The 19,828-nt window shown below is 36.6% G+C and carries 15 protein-coding genes; 8 read left to right on the top strand and 7 right to left on the bottom strand.

What is annotated here, in order from left to right:
• The first annotated feature begins 95 nt into the window (after nucleotides 1–95).
• Nucleotides 96–944 carry a 2,3,4,5-tetrahydropyridine-2,6-dicarboxylate N-succinyltransferase gene (dapD, locus tag ACFIMK_RS05785; protein WP_375611393.1) on the top strand — a complete coding sequence of 283 codons (849 nt, stop codon included), beginning with the start codon at nucleotides 96–98 and terminating at the stop codon, nucleotides 942–944.
• A 575-nt stretch (nucleotides 945–1,519) separates the two neighbouring features.
• Here dapD and lepA read toward each other — a convergent pair.
• From lepA to dnaK, 5 genes are all read right to left on the bottom strand, one after another.
• Nucleotides 1,520–3,325 carry a translation elongation factor 4 gene (lepA, locus tag ACFIMK_RS05780; protein ID WP_375682874.1) on the bottom strand — a complete coding sequence of 602 codons (1,806 nt, stop codon included), beginning with the start codon at nucleotides 3,323–3,325 and terminating at the stop codon, nucleotides 1,520–1,522.
• A 1,438-nt stretch (nucleotides 3,326–4,763) separates the two neighbouring features.
• The gene (locus ACFIMK_RS05775) at nucleotides 4,764–5,678 is read right to left on the bottom strand and encodes a DMT family transporter (protein WP_273790236.1); all 915 of its coding nucleotides are present in this window, start codon (nucleotides 5,676–5,678) and stop codon (nucleotides 4,764–4,766) included.
• Between the two features lie 32 nt (nucleotides 5,679–5,710).
• A complete protein-coding gene (gene argB, locus ACFIMK_RS05770) occupies nucleotides 5,711–6,616 on the bottom strand; it encodes an acetylglutamate kinase (protein ID WP_375612884.1) in 906 nt (301 codons plus the stop codon).
• 1,720 nt (nucleotides 6,617–8,336) lie between these two features.
• The gene (gene dnaJ, locus ACFIMK_RS05765; protein WP_375611466.1) at nucleotides 8,337–9,479 is read right to left on the bottom strand and encodes a molecular chaperone DnaJ; all 1,143 of its coding nucleotides are present in this window, start codon (nucleotides 9,477–9,479) and stop codon (nucleotides 8,337–8,339) included.
• 158 nt (nucleotides 9,480–9,637) lie between these two features.
• Nucleotides 9,638–11,530: a molecular chaperone DnaK gene (dnaK, locus tag ACFIMK_RS05760; protein ID WP_273790233.1), complete on the bottom strand. Its 1,893-nt coding sequence runs from the start codon at nucleotides 11,528–11,530 to the stop codon at nucleotides 9,638–9,640.
• A gap of 959 nt (nucleotides 11,531–12,489) precedes the next feature.
• Between dnaK and ACFIMK_RS05755 the strand changes: the two genes are divergently transcribed.
• A complete protein-coding gene (locus ACFIMK_RS05755) occupies nucleotides 12,490–13,044 on the top strand; it encodes a copper chaperone PCu(A)C (RefSeq protein ID WP_375611390.1) in 555 nt (184 codons plus the stop codon).
• 110 nt (nucleotides 13,045–13,154) lie between these two features.
• On the opposite strand, the gene lysM is transcribed toward ACFIMK_RS05755, so the two are convergent.
• Nucleotides 13,155–13,610 carry a peptidoglycan-binding protein LysM gene (gene lysM, locus ACFIMK_RS05750; RefSeq protein WP_375611389.1) on the bottom strand — a complete coding sequence of 152 codons (456 nt, stop codon included), beginning with the start codon at nucleotides 13,608–13,610 and terminating at the stop codon, nucleotides 13,155–13,157.
• 386 nt (nucleotides 13,611–13,996) lie between these two features.
• Here lysM and ACFIMK_RS05745 point away from each other — a divergent pair, with 386 nt between their 5' ends.
• From ACFIMK_RS05745 to thpR, 6 genes are all read left to right on the top strand, one after another.
• Nucleotides 13,997–14,719, top strand: a complete 723-nt coding sequence (locus ACFIMK_RS05745) for a response regulator transcription factor (protein ID WP_005774392.1) — start codon at nucleotides 13,997–13,999, stop codon at nucleotides 14,717–14,719.
• A gap of 39 nt (nucleotides 14,720–14,758) precedes the next feature.
• Nucleotides 14,759–16,543 (top strand): stimulus-sensing domain-containing protein, encoded by a 1,785-nt coding sequence (locus tag ACFIMK_RS05740; RefSeq protein ID WP_375611388.1) that lies wholly within the window; start codon nucleotides 14,759–14,761, stop codon nucleotides 16,541–16,543.
• A 23-nt stretch (nucleotides 16,544–16,566) separates the two neighbouring features.
• Nucleotides 16,567–17,031, top strand: coding sequence for an HPr kinase/phosphatase C-terminal domain-containing protein (locus ACFIMK_RS05735; RefSeq protein ID WP_375612806.1), 465 nt, complete (start codon nucleotides 16,567–16,569; stop codon nucleotides 17,029–17,031).
• Between the two features lie 136 nt (nucleotides 17,032–17,167).
• Nucleotides 17,168–17,566 carry a PTS sugar transporter subunit IIA gene (locus tag ACFIMK_RS05730; RefSeq protein ID WP_375611386.1) on the top strand — a complete coding sequence of 133 codons (399 nt, stop codon included), beginning with the start codon at nucleotides 17,168–17,170 and terminating at the stop codon, nucleotides 17,564–17,566.
• Nucleotides 17,567–17,583: 17 nt separating this feature from the next.
• On the top strand, nucleotides 17,584–17,877 hold the full coding sequence (locus tag ACFIMK_RS05725; protein ID WP_012754483.1) for an HPr family phosphocarrier protein: 294 nt from the start codon (nucleotides 17,584–17,586) through the stop codon (nucleotides 17,875–17,877).
• Nucleotides 17,878–18,503: 626 nt separating this feature from the next.
• Nucleotides 18,504–19,043: an RNA 2',3'-cyclic phosphodiesterase gene (gene thpR, locus ACFIMK_RS05720; RefSeq protein ID WP_375611385.1), complete on the top strand. Its 540-nt coding sequence runs from the start codon at nucleotides 18,504–18,506 to the stop codon at nucleotides 19,041–19,043.
• A 106-nt stretch (nucleotides 19,044–19,149) separates the two neighbouring features.
• Here thpR and grpE read toward each other — a convergent pair whose 3' ends face one another.
• Complete coding sequence (grpE, locus tag ACFIMK_RS05715) at nucleotides 19,150–19,812, bottom strand: nucleotide exchange factor GrpE (protein ID WP_375611384.1); 663 nt, start codon at nucleotides 19,810–19,812, stop codon at nucleotides 19,150–19,152.
• Between the last annotated feature and the right edge of the window lie 16 nt (nucleotides 19,813–19,828).

The raw sequence follows: 19,828 nt of genomic DNA, 5'->3' as shown, positions 1-19,828 counted from the left end.
ACTTCCTCATCGTTTTATTGACTGAACACATTTCTTCGCGTAGTTCATAGAGAATAAATCTTGAAGCTTTCAACTTGTTTAACGGAACTCTCGTCATGACCCATATCACACAACTTGAAATTATTATCGAACAAGCTTTTGACGATCGCGATTCTATCGATACTACCACAAAAGGCGAAATACGTGAGAGTGTTGAACATGCATTGAACCTTCTTGATAAAGGTGAAATCCGTGTTGCAGAACGACAAAAAAATGGACAATGGCATGTTCATCAATGGTTGAAAAAAGCGGTTTTACTCTCTTTTCGGCTTAATCCTATGCAAATTATTACTGGTGGAATCAATGGGACACATTGGTGGGATAAAGTTCCTTCAAAATTCTCTGGTTGGCAAGAGGCAGATTTTAAAAGTGCTGATTTCCGTTCCGTTCCTGGAGCCATTGTACGTCATTCTGCTTACATTGCACCCAATGTTATATTGATGCCATCCTTTGTCAATCTTGGTGCTTTTATCGATGAGGGCACAATGGTTGATACATGGACCACCGTTGGTTCTTGTGCACAAATTGGTAAACATGTCCATCTTTCTGGCGGTGTTGGTATTGGAGGTGTTTTAGAACCACTGCAAGCAAATCCAACAATCATTGAAGATCATTGCTTTATCGGTGCTCGCTCTGAAATTGTTGAAGGCTGTATTATCCGTGAAGGTGCTGTTTTGGGAATGGGAGTCTTTATTGGAAAATCAACAAAGATTATTGACCGTACAACAGGTGAAATTTTTATTGGTGAAGTACCAGCCTATTCAGTGGTTGTACCAGGTTCTCTCCCCGGAAAACCTTTACCAAATGGTGAAGCAGGCCCAAACCTTTATTGTGCTGTTATTGTAAAACGCGTTGATCAAAAAACACGAGAAAAAACATCTATTAATGATCTTTTACGTTCTTAGACACAAGATTAATTCATAATAATATTTCATCGTTTTTTAACTTGAATAATAACCTCGAATACAAGGATTCTCTCATTTCAAATCCTTTCATAGTGAATCAATCACTATCATTTCCTTGCTCGTTACAAACACAGTTGGTATGTGGGTAAGAAACACTTCAAGAAAAGAGTGAAATACCTTTAATGAATTCTCTCAAGTGATAAGGACTGTCATAATATTTTGAGCGGAAAAAGAGTATGATGGGTGCGCTTTGCACCTTTCTGACGCGTAAAAGCGGTAATGCCAAATGGATTTTATATCATTCACAGTGTATTTTACATTATATTTTGTTACATCCCCCGTTGTGAAATGGAGTTTGATGTATTGAGTGATGATTTACGAAAACGAGCACGCCAATATGCAACATAAATGTATTTTGTTTAAAGCATTCTGTTTTACGTGAGAAAGTGACACCATTATGCAATACACAAGAACATGAAGCACGACGCAATTCTATTTAAAAGTGTTCTTTAAACACCTGAACCAATCAACAAAAGCAAAAGCGCAATCAATGAGAGAAAATACCCCTTTTTTCATTATTTGTTCATTTTGAGCGCTTGAATAAATGCCGATTGTGGAATTTCTACTTTTCCAAATTGGCGCATCCGCTTTTTGCCTTCTTTTTGCTTTTCCAAAAGTTTGCGCTTACGCGTAACATCACCCCCGTAACATTTCGCTGTTACATCTTTACGCAAAGCACGAATCGTTTCGCGCGCTATAACTTTACCACCAATAGCCGCTTGAACTGGAATCTGAAACATATGCTGGGGAATAAGATCTTTCAGTTTTTCACACATGGAACGCCCGCGCTTTTCTGCAATCGTGCGGTGAACAAGCATCGATAATGCATCAATAGGCTCTCCATTCACTAAAATAGACATTTTAACTAAATCACCTTCTGCATAATCTGTCATTTGATAATCAAAAGAAGCATAACCCTTTGAGATTGATTTTAGCCGGTCATAAAAATCAAAAACAACTTCATTCAGTGGTAAATCATACGTTACCATAGCACGGGTTCCAACATAGGATAACCCAACCTGTACCCCGCGCCGCTCTTGGCATAGCTCTAAAATTGACCCAAGATAATTATCAGGAGTCATGATTGTCGCCCGAATCCACGGTTCTTCTATGGAAGAAATTTTAACCACATCAGGCATATCCGCTGGATTGTGCAACTCTTTAACAGAACCATCATTCATATTCATGCGATAAACAACCGAAGGTGCTGTCGCGATTAAATCCAAATTAAACTCACGCTCTAATCGCTCTTGAATAATTTCAAGATGCAGAAGTCCCAAAAAGCCACAGCGAAAACCAAACCCCAAAGCCGCAGATGTTTCCATTTCAAAAGAAAAACTCGCATCATTTAAGCGTAATTTGCCCATGGCTGCACGCAAATCATCAAAATCGGCAGCATCAATTGGAAAAAGTCCACAAAAGACAACCGGTTGCGCAGGCTTAAAACCAGGTAAAGCATTTTCACAAGGACGGCGCTCTTCAGTAATCGTATCCCCAACCCGTGTATCTGCTACCTCTTTGATAGAAGCAGTGATAAAACCAATCTCGCCCGGTCCTAATTCATCAACCTGTACCATTTTAGGTGTAAACACCCCAACGCGCTCAACTGGATATTTTGCACCTGTACCCATCATACGAATGGTTTGGCCTTTTTTTAAAATACCATCTATCACCCGTACCAAAACAATGACACCAAGATATGCATCATACCAGCTATCAACCAGCATTGCTTTCAAGGGATTTGAAACATCACCTGTATGTGGAGGTGGTAATTGTGCAACAATTGCCTCCAAAACATCAGGAACACCCAAACCTGTTTTTGCTGATATTTCTACTGCTTGAGATGTATCAATGCCTATCACATCTTCAATTTGTTCTTTAACTCGCTCAGGTTCTGCTGCTGGAAGATCAACTTTATTGAGAACAACAACCAACTCATGGGAATTATCAATGGCTTGATAAACATTTGCTAACGTCTGCGCCTCTACGCCTTGGCTTGCATCCACCACCAACAGAGAACCTTCACAAGCTGCCAATGAACGCGAAACCTCATAAGCAAAATCCACATGACCTGGTGTATCCATAAGATTTAAAATATAGGTTTCACCATTCTTTGCCTTATAGTGTAAACGTACCGTCTGTGCTTTAATAGTAATTCCACGTTCACGCTCAATATCCATGGAATCGAGTACTTGTTCTTTCATCTCACGTGTATCAAGCCCACCTGTTATTTGAATCAAACGATCAGCTAAAGTGGATTTGCCGTGATCAATATGCGCCACGATGGAAAAATTACGAATATAATTACGATCTATTGTCATATAAGGCGATTTAGCAAAGAATAATACAAAACGCAAAGACCAATTATGCTCCGGCTTCTATCAAAAGAATATAAACCTAAAAAGCTTCTCAAAACACAACTTTTTATAGCCTAAAAAATGAGGCTTTATTTGCTAAATTAAATCCAAGGCTGCTAAAATGATCTTTTCGCATCTTATTTGATAACTCATATGCTGTAGTAAGCTAGCACCATCACACACTTTGCCAATCTCCAATATTGCGACGATCCTTTACACTTGAAAAAGTTTATAAGAGATATGCCTTTCTTGTACAGTCTTTACCCACATGCCCCCACCCACTTGTGACGTGTAAGCAAGTGATTTGGATTGATTTAACATGAAAATGATTTGACGTGAGAAAATTTTACGGTATTCAGGGTTCTAATTCAATGTGAATAATGCTTATAATTATAAATCAATGTATTATCATATTTATATGATGTGCGTGTATATCACTTAGGCTTGCAATAAAATTCGCAAGAAATGCTTTTTTATTTGTACGCAATAATCTGCTTTTTTAGTAATCTTATATAAAATAATATGAATATCGAGGGAGTTTTTTCTCAATTTTTAAAACTTTAGAAATATGCTCTATTGAGTGATGTTTTATATACTTTTTATACAACTCCTTCCTTCCTCCATTAAATATAAAACACACCAATCCTCTTCGATTCATTGGATAACGCATTGATTTATAATGATCGTTTATTGTTTTGCAATTTAAATGAAAACTCTGAATATCGCGAGCCTCTCTCATTTTAAATCTTCTCATAGTGAATCAATCAATTTTTTTGCCTCTCCATTATAAAACAGGGCTAGTGTATGGATAAGAACGTTTAAGAAAAGAGTAAAAATGCCTCTCTCTTTTAAATGCCAAAGGCTGTCGTAATATTGAGAACAGATAAAGAAAATGCTCGTGCCTTTTATTTTAAGTAAAATGATGATGCTCTGTGGTTTTTCTATACTTCATGCAAACCGTCAATGAATATGATGTATATTGAGAAAATTATCTTTTAAAAAACGCTTTAATGTACAACGTTATGGGGATACTTTGGGCGTTCTATTTTGCGTGAGAAGCGTAACTCTATTAAAGGACAAAAGAAATAACGTGCGACAGTGCGTAATTTTCATTATTCAAAAACATTACCGTAGATGTTTTTGAAAGTTGTTAAAGCCGAATTTAAAGATGAGCGTTAATTTTTACCTTTATATCACCTCATGCTTTGGCTCAATGAAGGTTGTCTGCCCGGTTCAGAAATCTGACAAACAGATAGAAGCATACTATTTCTCCACTTTGGCATGCAAAAGCTGGAATAATTTATAGAACTTCTTAATCATCTTAGTATTAAAAAAGCTCCAAAAATGAAAACTCTACAAGCAAAAATCTCATGTAATAAAATCATAATAAAAAAATGTATAGCTAATCAATTTTTTTAATTGCTTTATTTTTTTTACGCCATTGTGAAGGTTGTAATTCAGCCACAATTATCCCAATCAGAATAAGCAAACCGCCCAATAAAGCTAAGGGAGATAAATGTTCGCCAGCCAAACGCCCAACAATACCAGCCCATACCGGTTCACCTGCGTAAATGAGTGTCGCACGCGTAGGGGAAATAGACTTTTGTGCCCAATTCATAGCTAATTGAATGATGGCACTCATTAATGCCAATCCTATACCAATATTAAACCACACCCACGAAAATTCAGGGATGCTTTCACCCATCAAAGGCATACAAGCAAATGAAAAAAAACCACTAAAAAATAACTGAATAATGGTTACACGCCGACTATCAACCTTGTTCGCAAAAATTCCGATGAGTATGACTTCTCCAGCAATCGCTAAAGCGCCTAACAAAGTTAAAATTTCGCCTTTTGAAAAATCAAAATTTCCCGGCTTTTGTCCTGAAATAAATACAAGCCCAATAAAAGCGAAAATAATACCAATCCAACAAGCTAAACGGGGAGGTTTTTTAAAAACAATCCATTGCAAGATTGGAACCATCGGTACATAAAGCGCTGTGATAAAAGCTGACTGACTACTAATAATTGTTTGAAGTCCAGCTGCTTGAAAAGCATAACCAAAAAACATGGCTAAACCTATCGCCATCCCAGCGAAAACTTCATAAACAGTTATACCTTTTATAGAGCGCCAAAAAATTACCCCACATATAAGAGATGCAACAATAAAACGAAATCCAACAAAAAACAGAGGACCACTATAGCGTACCGCAATGTGAATGACTAAAAATGTAACGCCCCACAATATTGTCGCAGTAAATATTGCCAATTCTGGCTTACTTAATAAAGGATATTTAAACTGTTTTAGATTCACCATGAAAAACTTTCTCTTCCAATTTTCCCCACAATTTATGAAACAATAAGCGTTCCAACTCCCTGTTCGGTAAACAGCTCTAGTAAAACAGAATGAGGAGTTTTACCATTTAAAATGACAACACCTTCCACGCCATTTTGAAGGGCTTTTATACAAGTCTCTACTTTTGGAATCATGCCTCCTGAAATTGTCCCATTTTTAATAAATTTCTCAGCTTCAGCAACTGTCAATTCTTTTAAAAGTTTACCCTGTTTATCCAAAACACCAGGAACATCAGTGAGAAATAAAAGGCGTTTAGCCTCTAATGCACCAGCAATAGCTCCAGCAAAAATATCAGCATTGATATTATAAGTTTTACCATCGCGTCCTGGAGCTACAGGAGCAAGAACTGGTATCATTTCAGAAGATGCTAAAAGATCTAGCAATGTGCGGTCAACTTCAACAGGCTCACCAACAAACCCCAAATCTAAAACACGTTCAATATGCGAATCAGGATCAATGACAGTTTTATAAGCCTTTTCGGCAAAAACCATATTGCCATCCTTGCCGCATAATCCTATTGCCCATTCACCCTCAGCATTGATGAGAGCAACAATTTCTTTATTTATGGAACCCGCTAAAACCATTTCAACCACTTCAACGATCCGCTCATCGGTTACCCGTAGTCCGTTTTCAAATCGTGATTCAATCCCCATTTTCATTAAAATTTCAGCAATTTGAGGCCCACCACCATGAACAACAACAGGATTGATCCCCGATTGCTTTAATAGAGCAATATCACGCGCAAATGCTCGCCCCAAAGCAGGATCACCCATAGCATGGCCGCCATATTTTACCACGACCGTTTCATTTTCATATTTTTGCATATAAGGTAAAGCAGACGATAAAAATGCTGCTTGTTTTTCCAAAACATCTACATCACCGTTTTTAGCATCATCCATCAATAGAGCCTCCTCATCACTTTTTACCATCTCTTAATGAAATTTAGGAAAAGTGAAAACAATAAAACCAAACTTTACTCTATCCACCCCCTCCCCTGAAAATCGTCAATTTTCCTCTAAATTACGAAAAAGGAATAGCAAAATGAAATACAAAAAACTTCCTTTAAAAATTGACAGCGAAAAATTAAACAAAATAGACGTAAAAAAATGTCATTATTTTATGATCTTATATATAAAATTGAAAAGCAAAATTTTGAAGCTAAGCCGTACATTCAACTCATTAGTTTATCCCTATGGATACTTAACAATGAATAGGAATATATACAACCATTGATTTTGTAAGATAAAAATAAAGTTTCTTATAATAATAAAATTAACATATTCCCAAGATAAGAAATCACTCAACTGCTTTATAGCTTATCCCAATAAACTATAACTTTGGTTTTAAAAATTTGACTTTTTCTCAATCATTAAACATGAGGAAATGTCAATTGAACGCTCCTCATGGAGAATCATAATAAGTTGATTTATAATCATAATTTATCTTTTTATATCGTAAAATCGAAAAAAGGCTTTGCAAAATTATCATATATTGTGACTTTATTTCGATAACTCTTCAGAAGCATCTTCGTAAAAGCATTTAATTGTTTAGATTACTCTCTTCGTAAGGTTTTATAAAACTTCTCATTTTTCATGATCGGTCATTAAGTTTTTCTTTCTGCATAGCGATACATGCTTGAATTATTCAATGTTTTGTAGAATTTTTAATTCTTTTAATTATGTTATTTTATGAAAAAAGATTCATTTCGTAAATTTCTCTTTCCATATCACCAATCAATTTCAACAATATATCGTGCTGTTTTCTAAGCATATTGTGCTATTTTTTATTGTATTTATTTTTTCTTTTTAAAGGTAACTTCCTCTATCTTCCCACCAACTTTTTATTATGCCAATAAATTCAATTAAGTGAATTCCATCGAATCTGTTTCCCCACAAGAGAGATATATCGAAAAGTGTTTTGTTATGTCTTCTTTAGCATTCAACACACATTATCTCATTCCACAATTTCTTTGGAACAAAATAAACTTGATTATAGCGTTTTTATTATCTGGAAAAACTGTTTATGACATCAGAAATACAAAACTAAATCCGCATCTAAAAAGACATGATTACTGCTAAAAGCTAAGATGAGGCATGTAAAAGCTATTCCGAACAAAATAACCCTTATTTTAAAGGAAGCAGTGATTAAAACTATGAAAAATGCCAAAAATAAAATCGGTTATAAGAAGTTGATACTTTATTTGAAAAAGATGGATTGCCTAACAGCTTATTTAGCGTTTCTTGGCAAGCCGCTACCTATTTTATAGTTTTATTATAGAGCCTTTAAAAAGAAATTTTGAGTGAAAAAATAAACACCAAAAATACTGAATGCATAAAGGCAGTTATCATGACACTGGCAATATTTATTATCAATCACTCAATTGCGTTCTTATATGGATAAGCCCTTTTTAAAATGTCATAGACACTCAAAAATAAGACTTATCCATAAAACTCATGAAATATAAAAACTATCAGCAGCAGGAGTTTATCCTAAATTAGCTGTCTCTCTCTTTTCTTTTCAAGAAAAAATGCTTTTCAAAGATAATGAGACAATAGAAAGCTTAATGAAAATAACTTTCCCACAGTTCTCTCTAATTATTCTGAGAACATTCACATAATTTTAACCAGAAATATTTTCAAAAAATTCTTTCATACGTGAAAAAAAACCATGTGATTGCGGTGAATTTTCATGATTTGAGAGTTTCTCAAATTTTTGCAACAATTCACGTTGTTCCTGCGTTAATTTCTGCGGTGTCTCAATCGTGATATGGATGTAAAGATCACCCCTTGCTTGCTGACGGCGCAACATGGGCATACCTTTGCCTCTAAGGCGGAATTGACGTCCATTTTGTGTCCCTTCTGGAATCTTAACGCGTGCTTTAACACCATCAAGGTCGGAAACTTCAAACTCTCCTCCTAAAGCAGCTGTTACCATTGAAATAGGAACGCGACAGTGAAGATCTGCTCCTTCTCGCTGAAAAAACTCATGCGGTTTAATGGAAAGGAAAATATAAAGATCACCATTGGGGCCACCACGAATACCAGCATCACCCTCACCAGAAAGGCGAATACGCGTTCCATCTTCAATACCAGCTGGAACATTTACGCTTAATGAACGTTTTTTCTCTATACGCCGTGTCCCCTGACATTTGGGGCATGGATCCGTAATAGTTTCACCACGTCCATGACATGTAGGACATGTCCGCTCAATAGAAAAGAACCCCTGTGCAGCACGCACACGACCAGATCCATGACATGTTCCACAAACTTGCGGCTTAGAGCCTTTTCTCGCTCCTGATCCTTCACAAACATCACACGTAACGGAACTGGGAATATTAATTTCTGCAGTTTTTCCTGAAAATGCTTCTTCTAAAGTCACTTCCATATTATAACTCAAATCTGCGCCACGTTCGCGACTATCACCACGCTTACGGTGTGTCCCTCCCATAATCTCACCAAAAAAGTCTTCGAAAATATCCGCAAATCCACCACCAGCAGCAAAACCACCAAAGGGATTTGCTCCCCCTTGACCACCGCTATTTTCAAAGGCCGCATGGCCAAATCGATCATAAGCAGCACGCTTCTGGGGATCTTTAAGAACTTCATAGGCTTCGCCAATTTCTTTGAATTTTCGCTCTGCCTCTTTATCCCCCGCGTTGCGATCAGGATGATATTGCATTGCCAACTTACGAAAAGCAGATTTCAACTTTTTATCATCACATTCGCGAGTCACGCCAAGAATTTCATAATAGTCAACCTTCATCATGTATTCCTGATAATTTTTCTGTCATCCATCTTTATGGATAATATTGCTTTTAATTTATATTTTTAGCAACAAAGTTGCAACTTATCTCAAATAATAAAGCCCAGCCTTATATTTCAAAGGCCGGGTTTATCAATTAATCAACACATATGCTGACACTATTTCTTCTTATCATTAACTTCTTCAAAATCAGCATCAACAACATCATCATTCTTTGCCTCTGTTTCAGTGTCAGCGCTCGCTGCTTGTGAGGCTTCGTACATAGCCTGTCCAAGCTTCATACTGACTTCTGCTAATTTTTGCATCTTTGTTGTTACTTCTTCCGTATCACTGCCTTCAAGCGCAGATTTCAAATCAGATATTGCTGTTTCAATCTGTCCCTTTTCTTCAGCTGATACTTTATCGCCATATTCATTGAGCGACTTTTCAGTTGAATGAATAAGAGCCTCCGCTTGATTTCTAGCTTCAACACCTTCACGGCGTTTTTTATCCTCAGCCGCGTGCTCTTCTGCATCCTTTACCATTTTTTCAATATCAGCATCACTTAAACCACCTGATGCCTGAATACGAATTTGATGCTCTTTACCTGTTCCCTTATCTTTGGCCGAAACATTAACAATACCATTCGCATCGATATCAAAAGTAACTTCAATTTGAGGTATACCACGTGGGGCTGGAGGAATACCAACAAGATCAAATTGAGCCAATAACTTATTATCACTTGCCATTTCCCGTTCACCTTGAAAAACACGAATCGTCACAGCACTCTGGTTATCATCAGCTGTCGAAAAAACTTGCGATTTTTTCGTCGGGATAGTGGTATTGCGCTCAATAAGGCGTGTGAAAACCCCACCCAAGGTTTCAATACCCAAAGATAAAGGTGTTACATCTAGCAACAACACATCTTTGACATCGCCTTGCAATACACCTCCTTGGATGGCAGCACCCATTGCGACCACTTCATCAGGATTAACGCCTTTGTGTGGATCCTTACCAAAGAAGCTCTGCACAACTTGCTGAATCTTGGGCATACGTGTCATTCCACCCACTAAAACAACTTCGTCAATCTCACCGGCCTTTAATCCAGCATCTTTCAACGCAGCTTTACAAGGTTCAATGGTACGCTGCACTAAATCGTCAACGAGAGATTCAAATTTTGCCCGAGTCAATTTCATTGTTAAGTGCTTGGGACCTGATTGATCTGCCGTGATAAATGGTAAATTGATTTCTGTTTGCTGTGACGAAGAAAGCTCAATTTTTGCTTTTTCTGCCGCTTCTTTTAAGCGCTGTAAAGCGAGTTTATCATTTTTCAGATCAATTCCTTGTTCTTTTTTGAATTCATCGGCAAAATAACCGACCAAGCGCATGTCAAAGTCTTCACCCCCTAAAAACGTATCCCCATTGGTTGACTTAACTTCAAAAACGCCATCTCCAATTTCAAGGACTGAAATATCAAATGTACCACCACCAAGGTCGTAAACAGCAATTGTTTTTCCGTCCTTTTTGTCCAAACCATAAGCTAAAGCAGCAGCAGTTGGCTCATTAATAATCCGTAAAACTTCAAGTCCAGCAATTTTACCTGCGTCTTTCGTGGCTTGACGTTGCGCATCATTAAAATAAGCAGGAACCGTAATAACGGCTTGTTCAACTTTTTCACCAAGATAAGATTCTGCTGTTTCCTTCATCTTTTGCAAAATCATAGCTGAAATTTGTGACGGAGAATATTTCTTTCCCGCCTCTTCAACCCATGCATCACCATTGTCACCTTTAACAATTTTATAAGGAACAAGCGCTTTATCTTTTTCAACCATAGGGTCATCAAAACGGCGCCCTATCAAACGTTTAACTGCAAAAACTGTCCCTTCAGGATTTGTCACCGCCTGCCGTTTAGCAGGCTGCCCAACAAGCCGCTCCCCCCCATCAGTAAAGGCAACAACGGAAGGTGTTGTTCGCGCTCCTTCTGAGTTTTCAATAACTTTTGCGTTTTTGCCATCCATAACAGCCACACAAGAGTTCGTTGTCCCCAAATCAATACCAATTACTTTTGCCATATTATAATCTCCATTCAGCAAGCTACCTCAACCTTCATAAAGCATCTTTTTAAGATAGCTCCTCATAACACCTAAAGCCCGTATATTGCTTCAAGCAATATAAATAATAATAAACTGCAAGTCGCAACAAGCCTTGCTGCCTCGTATATAAGAACAGGCTTTTATTGCTACAAGAGAATAATGAGAGAAACATCTCCAAAATAAAAAATTTATTTTAAAATAGGCACTCTAATGACCCATAAATACCATATTTATGAGAGACTTGAGAGCATAATATATTTTTCTTGCAATTCTCAAAAAATATATCTTTCTATAAAAATTAAAAAATAAAAGAATGATTGCACTCTCGCTCTTGATCTTCTCATCATTGATAAAATCATACTCACGTAAAAGCTTTTTAAAAGGCGAATAATTTATATCACAAATATTATAAATTTTCCTTGGACTAAAATAGTCATCATATCTAATGCTCATATCAGTAAAGGTATTATCTATCGATCTCCTTTCAAAAATTCTCCTTCTAACGGTCTCATTGTTTGCGGCTATTTGAAATCTGTGCTTTAAATTCATCTAAAGCGTTTTTTCTTAACTGTATAATTTTGAACTTTGAAAATATATAAAAATACCTCTGTATAAACGCTTTAAAATGCCAAGAGCTGTCATAATATTAAAATTGGTAAAGTAGTTGATGATTGTTCTGTATTATATCTTCATTAAGTAAAATAGTAGTGCATCATAGATTTTATACCATTTGCAAATACTATTTATGAGATGAACACGGAAGCGTTAAGAGGTGTGTTGTCATTGTAAATCTTACTGTCTTCTTTTAAATTTCAAGAATTCTATGATTTTTATATTCAAATCAATTTCATTTTAGCATTTCTTTCTTTTATTTTAAATAAAAGCTCTGCTAAAATAAAAATATTCAAAGTGTGAATCTTATGAAGGAGGGTAAATCAATGATGACATCTATTATTAAAAAAATAACAAATCTCATCTTTAAGAATATAATACATACACAATATCCATACAAAAAGGTTATCATAAATATCGTGTGTGCTCTTCTCTTTGCTGGTATAACCTTGCCAGCAGGTGCTCAGCAATATAAACTTGGCGACATAGAAATTCTCAATCCTTGGACACGCGAAACACCTAGAGGTATAAGAGTTGGTAGCGGTTATCTCTACATTATTAATCACAGTAATACCCCAGACCGTTTGGTTTCTATTTCCACAAACGGAGTAAAAACAACAGAGATACACTCTATGGCTGTCGTTAATGATATTATGAAAATGGAAAAAATGCACAATGGCATTGAAATTCCGGGAAATGGCGAAATCACGCTTAAGCCTGGCGGTGATCATATTATGTTCATGGGGCTTTCACAACCATTTAAGTTAGGTGATAAAATTAGCGCAAAATTAACATTTGAGAAAGCAGGAACCATTGATGTTGATTTCTCTGTAAACGCTATGAAAGTACCATCACCTTCTAAATCCTCTCCTGTTCACTAAGCTCCTTTTATTATAAATACACACTTTATAAAATGAAGAAGCGTGAAATTTTTTACGCTTCTTTATTTTTTGTTTAATGCCATCAGTAAAAAATTATCCCCTTTGATGAATTAACTATGGTCAATTTCAGGAATACGTAAAACTTGTCCAGGATAAATTTTATCGGGAGATTTTAGCATTGGCTTATTGGCTTCAAAAATAAATGTGTTTTTATTACCTTGCCCTTTTCCATAAACCTCTTCAGCAATTTTCCAAAGATTATCACCAGATTTAACCTCATAAAAGCGAGAAGTTTTTCTAGGCGTTGTATCTATAACCTTTAATTGATTAACATCTACAGAAGAGATACCTTGTGAATTGCCAACAACCAGCAGTGCTTTTTCAAGTGTTTCCCTATCTGGAACTTCACCGCTTAAAATAGCTTTACCGTCTTCAACTTGAATATTGACTTTTTCTGTACCGAGTTGAAAATGATCAAATGCTCTCTTAAAATCCTTTTCTTTTGGTTCATGGTCCCCAATACCTAACTTTTCCCCTACGGTTTTAATAAAATTAAAAAATCCCATTACGACCTCCTTTCGTGTAGCAGAAACAAATTTTTGTGCATATATTGCCACATTCTTTTCTTTGCTCTTAAAACACATAGGCAGATTTTCTAAACTTCAACAATCAAAACTACATCTGTTCAATTATGAGACAAATACAATAATAAACTTTGTAATAAACCTTGATAAAAAAAGCCTTTATGAAAATTTTCTCTCAAATGAAGGGATCTTAATAGACGTAGAAACATTATAAATTATGAAAGCAAAACAAGATTTTACAGTAATGACAAAAGGTTTTTTACTTTGCTACAATTTGTATCATATTTGTTTTGCAAAAAAAATATGAACTCCCATATAAATAAGTGTGGGTAATTTGCTACCACAGCAATAGAAAGGTCTAAGAAACCATGAAAGATACACCAACAATCACGCAAACGATTGTACTTGTTGATGATGATCGCAATATTTTGACATCTTTATCTTTTGCGCTTGAGACAGAAGGATATCGGGTTGAAAGCTATACAGATGGAGCATCTGCACTCAAGGGTCTCACACTTCACCCTCCACACTTAGCTATTTTTGATATTAAAATGCCCCGAATGGATGGGATGGAACTTTTGCGTCGTTTGCGTCAAAAATCTGATCTTCCAGTTATTTTTCTTACCTCTAAAGATGATGAAATTGATGAATTATTTGGTCTCAAAATGGGAGCTGATGATTTTATTACTAAACCTTTCTCCCAACGTCTTCTTATTGAACGCGTGAAAGCTATTTTACGCCGTTCTAATGCACGTAACCAACCGCTTTCTACAGGAACTTCTTCCACCTCTTCTCTCAAACGCGGAGATCTTGTGATGGATCAAGAACGCCACACCTGTACATGGAAAGATAAACCTGTTATTTTAACCGTTACGGAATTTTTGATTCTGCAAACCTTAGCACAAAGACCAGGAGTTGTAAAAAGTCGTGATGCTTTAATGGATGCTGCTTATAGTGATCAAGTCTACGTAGATGATCGCACCATTGATAGTCACATTAAACGTCTGCGTAAAAAGTTTAAACAAGTGGATGATGATTTTGCAATGATTGAAACACTTTATGGTGTAGGTTATCGTTTCCACGAGGTATAAAACTACTTTGTCGCAAAAATTTGAATGGCAATCAAATCGATGACAGACAATTCTCAACTGGAAACTTTACAAAAAACAACCGTTAATGGTACATCCTCAACGCCATTTCTTATGTTCGCTCGTTTGCATCTTCGAACACAACGTCTCTTTAGACAATTGCTTTTTTCCAGCCTCACACGTCGCATTGTTATATTAAACATTGCTGCTCTTGCTGTTTTAGTTACAGGCATTTTATACCTTAACCAATTTCGCGATGGTTTAATTGAAGCAAAAATCAAAAGTTTATGTACCCAAGGAAAAATTATTGCTGGGGCTATTGCTGCTTCTGCAACAGTAGATACAAATTCTATCCTCATTGACCCTCAAAAACTCTTAGAGTTACAGACTGGTGAAAGCGTTACACCCGCTCCTCAATCAACCGATTCTTGGGATTTTCCTATTAACCCTGAGCAAGTTGCCCCTCTTTTACGGCGTCTTATTACACCTAAAACGACAAGAGCACGTATCTATGATCGTGATGCTACTCTCCTTCTTGATTCGCGCGTTCTTTATTCTAGTGGAGAAGTTTTTAGTTATGATTTACCCCCACTTAAAACAGAACAAAACATGTGGGATCGCCTTACTTCATGGTATTCAAGCGCATTTTATGGCAAAGGTATTGCTCTTGACAGAGAACAAACAAAAACCAGTGGTATTGCTTATCCAGAAGTGTACCGCGCATTAAACGGATCTCTTGCTACGGCTAAAAGACGCAACAGACAAGGGCAATTAATTGTTTCTGTTGCCGTTCCTGTTCAACGCTATCGCGCAGTGGTTGGAGCTCTTCTTCTTTCAACCACTGGTTCCGATATTGATAACATTGTAAAAGGCGAAAGACTGGTTATCTTTAAAGTTTTTGCCGTTGTAGGTAGCGTACTTTTGGTTCTTTCTCTCTTTTTGGCCCATACGATTGCCCATCCATTAAGTAAATTATCTGCCTCGGCTAATCGAGTGCGTAATGGTAATAATCAGCGTGTAGAAATTCCTGATTTTTCAATGCGTGAAGATGAAATTGGTCACCTTTCAACTTCTATTCGTGATATGACTAATGCCCTTTATATGCGTATTGAAGCCATTGAACGCTTTGCTGCTGATGTAAGCCACGAATTAAAAAATCCTCTCACCTCTCTACGCAGTGCTGTTGAAACGCTCCCTCTGGCTAAAAATGAAGAAGCACAAGAGAAATTGCTGGAAATTATTCAACATGATGTGCGCCGCCTTGATCGGTTGATTACAGATATTTCTGATGCATCGCGACTCGATGCAGAGCTTGCACGAGAAACCGCAGAGATTGTTGATATGACACCGCTTTTGGAAAGTCTTGTTCATGCTGTTCAGGAAGTGTATCGTAATACGCAAACTATTGATATAAGCCTTAATATTGTCCCACGTCCTCATGGAAAAGCTTATCTTGTATTGGGACATGAACTTCGTTTAGGACAAGTGATTTCAAATCTTCTTGAAAATGCGCGTTCTTTTATTCCTCGGAATCGTGGCAAAATTTGCATTACTATGAAAAGCCATGCTTCAACCCTTATTTTAACCATTGAAGATAATGGCCCAGGTATTCGTTCAGAAAATATTGAACGCATTTTTGAACGTTTTTATACAGATCGACCAAATGAAGATGCTTTTGGACAAAACTCTGGACTTGGCCTTTCTATTAGTCGGCAAATCATCGAGGCTCATAATGGGACAATTACAGCCGAAAATATTATCGATCCTACACTTGGGAAGTGTAAAACTGGTGCACGTTTTACTATTATGCTTCCGCTTGCTAAATAAATCTTTTATCCAAAGTAAAAGGCATGAAAACAAAATGTGAAATACTCCACGCAAATTGCCTTCAACTGGGCGGCAAGGGGCTGTTAATTATAGGTCCATCGGGATCAGGAAAATCAACCATCACCCTTTCTTTGCTTGACCGCGCTGAGTGGTCAAAACGTGAAGCGAAGCTTATCAGTGATGATTATACAATGTTGCGTGCGGAAAATGGAAAGCTTCACGGATACACTCCCGATAATTTAGAGGGCGGCATCGAGATTCGTGGCGTTGGTCTTTATATGATAGAATTCAAAAAGCACACAACTATCGATTGTGTTATTTTTCTCGGTCCGGAATATGAACGTTTTTCCACAAATAAAACTTTTCAATTTGAAAATTTGCACATTCCTCTTTTAAAACTTCCCTCTCTTCGTGAAGCCGATTGTACAGCCATTTGTCAAGCTATTGAAGCATTTTTGTTTAGAAAAATATGGCAAAAATCTGTCTAATTTTTTTCTAAAGATAAAAAAATCACAATTTTTGCCTTTTTTTTGCAAATTTTTCTTGGCAGCAAGATAAAGCCTTGTACAATGTCTTTCCCACCAACTATGGTTGGGTCTTATTAGTTAACAGGAGTTTGCGTAAATGATTGGACTCGTGCTTGTAACGCACGGTGAGCTGGCTGTCGAATTTTTACATGCCGTGGAACATGTTGTTGGAGTACAAGAAAAGTTCGCAACAATATGCGTTTATCCCGATGACGATATAGATCAGCGCCGAGGTGATATTATAGCCGCAGTAACCGATACAGATACGGATCATGGCGTCATCATATTAACAGATGTGTTCGGTGGAACACCATCAAATATAGCTATTCCTGCTATTGAAAAAGGACGCGTTGAAATGATTGCGGGTGTTAATTTGCCCATGCTTATTAAACTAATTTCTATTCGCAAATGTCCTGATATTTCATTATCAGACGCGTTAAGAATAGCACAAGAAGCAGGGCGTAAATATATTAATGTACCAAGTATGATTTTATAGCGGATAATAAAATACCAATGTTTTCCAAAGATACCCTCCCATGTATAAGTCGTCATTTCAATATCTGTAATAAACGTGGGTTGCATGCACGTGCTTCTGCAAAATTTGTACAAACTGTTGACAATTTTAATGTTACTGTTGAAGTTGAAAAGGACGGGAAAATTGTTGGCGGATCATCAATTATGGGACTTATGATGCTAGCGGCTTCATCCGGTTGCAACCTCACCATTCGTGTTTCAGGACCAGAAGCAACAGATGCTCTTAATGCTCTTGAAAAGCTCATCAATAACAACTTTGGAGAGGAAAACTAGTGCTTTTTCATCATAAACAAAGATGATAATTCTTAGAAAATAGGAACTTTCGATCATTATTTTGAATTTTAATTTCTCTTCCCGCTTTTATACCAATATTCATATCCATTATAGATTGGCATAATTATCATAAATGTAAAAGCTTATAGTAATTTTGTTATGCTCGATTTTTTTCTTCCTTTCCTAACATTATTTGACCAATTTGAATAGTTTTGCGTATTATGGCTATTCCCCGACTTAATCATATAATTAAATTTTTACAGAAAAGAGAACTCTTCACCTTGTATTAAAGTATGCTTTATTTTAGGCTAAAGATAAATGTCAAAATAATTTCGCACATCAAAAATCTATCAACTTTTCTTATTTTCTGCTAACTTTGTAGCCTTTATAATACACAAGTAATCTTCCATTGCACATCATTGTGATACAGATCCTGAAAACGCAATTCTTATCAATATCATAACCATTTTCTTAAAACGAATAAGCTTTGTACGACCATAATTATAGTAAGCATTTTTTAGACATTCTTTTTCTATACTATTGCCTTGTTTTCTGTGGTACGTGCCCCGCCCTTATTATCTATATTGCGCTTGGGATAGCATCTTTCATTATAAGGAGATAATATCATGGGTCGTCTATTTAGTGCTCTTCAGATTCCTCAACAAACAACAAAAGCCCTCGTATCATTGCAAAATGGCTTACCAAAAGCGCAATGGATCAACCCGCAAAATTTTCATGTCACCTTATCTTTTTTTGGCGAAGTTGAAAGCTCCTTAGCAGATGAAATTATGCATACCTTTAACACTATAGAACTTCCTTCTTTTACGCTACAGATAAAAGGTTTTGAAGTTTTTGGTTCAGAAAATGCTCCTCATTCTCTTGTGGTTCGCATTGAACCTTGTGAAAAGCTTACTCTTTTACATGAAAAGATGCAATATATTCGGAATAAATTAGAGTTAAAGCCTGATGAAAGACTGTTTATTCCGCATATCACTCTTGCACGAATATTTGATATTAATCTTAAAGATCTTTCTTCTTATCTATCTTTTCAAGATGATTTTTTTGTCCCTCCTTTTGAAGTTGATCATTTTGTTTTATTGTTATCGGCCTCTCCCTTAAATAAGGCTCCCTATATTGTAAAAGGAAGTTGGGCGCTTCAAAGATAAAAGGGTGTTTATAACACCCTTTAAAAACCCTTTAAGAAAAGACTTCATATATGTGTAATTGCAGGGAATACTGCATTTTATGTTGGAGATTTATTATTGATGTGTTTTAAGCCGAATCAGCTTCAACAGAAGCTTCTTTTGCTCCTCCTTTAGCTACACCCACTATAGCTGGACGTAGTACCCTTTCCCCGATAATATAACCTGCCTGAACCACTTGTTGAACAGTATTATCTGGAACATCAGCATTGGGAATTTCAAACATCGCTTGATGAAAGTGAGGATCAAATTTTTGCCCCTCTGGATGAATTTTTTGCACCCCATGACGTTCTAATGCTGCCATCATGGCACGTTCAGTCATTTCAACGCCTTCTGCCAATGATTTCAAACCAGCATCACTCTCCCGTGCACCTTCTGGAATAGCTTCCAAAGCACGATTGAGATTGTCAGAAACCGATAACATATCCCGTGCAAAATTAGCAATGGAATAAGCTCTTGCATCCGCCACATCTCGCATAGTACGGCGTCGAAGATTTTCCATATCTGCAACAAGACGTAAAAGCTGATCTTTCAGTTCTTTATTTTCATCCTGCAAAGACGCTAAAAGATCACTAACCTCATTGCTTTCTGTTTCAACGACTTCGTGTTCCTCTGTTTTATGTGTTTTTAAAAATTCATCGGCTGCCTGTTTAAGTGTATTACGATCAGCTGGATTTTTTAAATCACAATTTTCAAATGAAGCGTCAGTAAATTTGTTTTTTTCATCAGACATAAAAATTTTATTCCTT

Origin of the sequence: Bartonella sp. AP280QHHD (genome assembly GCF_042196125.1) — a bacterium.
Lineage (GTDB): Bacteria > Pseudomonadota > Alphaproteobacteria > Rhizobiales > Rhizobiaceae > Bartonella.
Note: the sequence above shows the minus strand (reverse complement) of the source record. Positions and strands in the feature narration are given on the sequence as shown.

Excerpts from the sequence above, each read along its gene's own strand:
- argB (WP_375612884.1), bottom strand. The coding sequence starts at position 6,616 with ATGGATGATGCTAAAAACGGTGATGTAGATGTTTTGGAAAAACAAGCA.
- ACFIMK_RS05725 (WP_012754483.1), top strand. The coding sequence starts at position 17,584 with ATGTTTTCCAAAGATACCCTCCCATGTATAAGTCGTCATTTCAATATC.
- dapD (WP_375611393.1), top strand. The coding sequence starts at position 96 with ATGACCCATATCACACAACTTGAAATTATTATCGAACAAGCTTTTGAC.
- thpR (WP_375611385.1), top strand. The coding sequence starts at position 18,504 with ATGGGTCGTCTATTTAGTGCTCTTCAGATTCCTCAACAAACAACAAAA.
- ACFIMK_RS05740 (WP_375611388.1), top strand. The coding sequence starts at position 14,759 with ATGACAGACAATTCTCAACTGGAAACTTTACAAAAAACAACCGTTAAT.
- dnaK (WP_273790233.1), bottom strand. The coding sequence starts at position 11,530 with ATGGCAAAAGTAATTGGTATTGATTTGGGGACAACGAACTCTTGTGTG.
- ACFIMK_RS05730 (WP_375611386.1), top strand. The coding sequence starts at position 17,168 with ATGATTGGACTCGTGCTTGTAACGCACGGTGAGCTGGCTGTCGAATTT.
- lysM (WP_375611389.1), bottom strand. The coding sequence starts at position 13,610 with ATGGGATTTTTTAATTTTATTAAAACCGTAGGGGAAAAGTTAGGTATT.
- ACFIMK_RS05735 (WP_375612806.1), top strand. The coding sequence starts at position 16,567 with ATGAAAACAAAATGTGAAATACTCCACGCAAATTGCCTTCAACTGGGC.
- ACFIMK_RS05745 (WP_005774392.1), top strand. The coding sequence starts at position 13,997 with ATGAAAGATACACCAACAATCACGCAAACGATTGTACTTGTTGATGAT.
- dnaJ (WP_375611466.1), bottom strand. The coding sequence starts at position 9,479 with ATGAAGGTTGACTATTATGAAATTCTTGGCGTGACTCGCGAATGTGAT.
- ACFIMK_RS05755 (WP_375611390.1), top strand. The coding sequence starts at position 12,490 with ATGATGACATCTATTATTAAAAAAATAACAAATCTCATCTTTAAGAAT.
- grpE (WP_375611384.1), bottom strand. The coding sequence starts at position 19,812 with ATGTCTGATGAAAAAAACAAATTTACTGACGCTTCATTTGAAAATTGT.
- lepA (WP_375682874.1), bottom strand. The coding sequence starts at position 3,325 with ATGACAATAGATCGTAATTATATTCGTAATTTTTCCATCGTGGCGCAT.
- ACFIMK_RS05775 (WP_273790236.1), bottom strand. The coding sequence starts at position 5,678 with ATGGTGAATCTAAAACAGTTTAAATATCCTTTATTAAGTAAGCCAGAA.